We start from the raw sequence: 1,749 nt of genomic DNA, 5'->3' as shown, positions 1-1,749 counted from the left end.
ACGATCGTGGAGTCCACGCTCACCAGTTCCAACCCGACCTGCCCGCGGGAGGCGGCCTCGGCGATCAACGCGTCCATCAACCCCTGGAACACCCCGGCCTTGGCCCAGGCGTTGAACCGGGAATAGACCGTGGACCAGGGCCCGTACCGTTCCGGGACGTCACGCCAGCCCGACCCGGTGCGGAACCGCCACAGGATCCCGTTGAACTGATCCCGCACCCGACGCGGCAACGGCCCGGTGGCCGCCACCGGCACGTGCGGCTCGATCAACGCCCACTCGGCATCGGTCAGATCAAAACGCGCCACACCCGTGTTCTACCAGCCCTACCAGCACACCACCCGGCTTGACCTAGATCCGAACCACAAACAGCTCCTAGTGGTCACGGCCGTTAGTTCGTCAGGGTCACCCCGATATTGATGGCGACGTCCAGGATATCGAGCGCGGTGTTGTAGTAGGTGCAGTGGGTGGGCGTGGTGCAGGCGCGGCTGGCGGTGCCGACGGTCACGTGCACGTTCGGGTTGGTCGACATCATGGTGCCGGCCATGACGTTGGCCAGGGGGCCGAGGTAGGTGGCGGTGATGTCGACGCGAGAGGTGGCGACCCAGTTGTCGCTGGCGTCGTAGAAGCGGATCGTCCAGTCGGGGATGGTGACGGTGGCGTTGGACTGGCTGCCGGTGGCGGTGCCGGAGGTGGGTTGGACCCGGCCGTAGACGATGGTGGGGACCTCGAGTGAGACGCAACCGTGGTGGATGGAGGTTCTCACCTGGGCGGTGTTGCCGGTGAAGTTGACGTCGATCTCGTTGTTGGCGTCCTCGCAGACGACCATCGGGTTGTCCGCGGCGTGCGCGGTGGTCGCCCCGGTGACGACGGCCACGGGCACCAAGGTCAGGGCGGCGGTGGACAGCAGGGCGGCAAGGCGGCGGCGGATCGCTTGATCTCCTTGTTGTTGTGGTGTAAGAGAATCCGACGCCTGAGCCTGTCACCGCGATGCCATGCGCACCATCGGCTCATGGGGTGAGACGGGCACTGGTCCGATCGGATGAGCCCCGGCGGTATGAAGGGGGCAACCCGCGGTCGTGCATCCGTTGGAAGCCGGTCGACCGAGGGGCCACAGCCCTGTGGTCGAGGCCGAGGGCGGCTCTGCTCGGCGAACGGGGCGCACCCGTTGCCGGCCCGGGCGGTGGCGAGCCGTCGCGGCAAGGGCGCACATCGTCGTGCGGCTCGCGAACGTCGCGCTTACCGCACCACGTCAGCCGCCGGGTTTGCCGGCGGACTTGGTCAGTGGTTCTTTCTCCATCATGCCGATGCGCCACGTGTCGCCTTCGAGGCTCAGGCTGACCGTCCGGCGCTGCGTGTACGGCTTGTTCAGCTCGAACCGGTTGGCCGCGAGGTAGTCCGGTGACGCCGTGGTGAACTCGAAGGTGCTCTCCATTCGGACCTCGGCGGTCCGCATGCCCTCGTGAAACGTGGACTCGTACCAGGCGACCGACACCTGTCGAGTGCTCAGCGCGTTGTCGCCGAACAACCGCACGAGCTTGTCGCGGTACTGCTCCGAATCCAACCGCTGGACGAAATCGCGGTGGTAGAAGGAGAACTCGTGCTCGACGCTGTCCCAGACCGTCTCCGGTGTCCGGTTGTCCACCACGCCCGAGTGCAGGGCGACGACCTTGCGCACGGCGGTGACGTTCGAGTCGTCGTCGGGCAACCCCTTGATCTTCTCGCCCTTGCCGTCGATGACATGCCACAGGG

3 protein-coding genes are annotated in these 1,749 nt (G+C 66.6%); all 3 read right to left on the bottom strand.

Annotated elements, in window-relative coordinates:
* Positions 1–305 (bottom strand): transposase (locus tag AB0G02_RS38525; protein ID WP_360804951.1); only part of this gene is annotated, 305 nt, incomplete at its 3' end.
* Positions 306–388: 83 nt separating this feature from the next.
* Positions 389–874: a hypothetical protein gene (locus AB0G02_RS38520; protein ID WP_360804948.1), complete on the bottom strand. Its 486-nt coding sequence runs from the start codon at positions 872–874 to the stop codon at positions 389–391.
* Between the two features lie 375 nt (positions 875–1,249).
* Positions 1,250–1,749 (bottom strand): hypothetical protein (locus tag AB0G02_RS38515; protein ID WP_360804945.1); only part of this gene is annotated, 500 nt, incomplete at its 5' end.

This window comes from Actinosynnema sp. NPDC023658 (assembly GCF_040639995.1).
Taxonomy (GTDB): domain Bacteria; phylum Actinomycetota; class Actinomycetes; order Mycobacteriales; family Pseudonocardiaceae; genus Actinosynnema.
The sequence above is the reverse complement of the archived record's forward strand: the minus strand, read 5'-3'. Positions and strand labels throughout refer to the sequence as shown.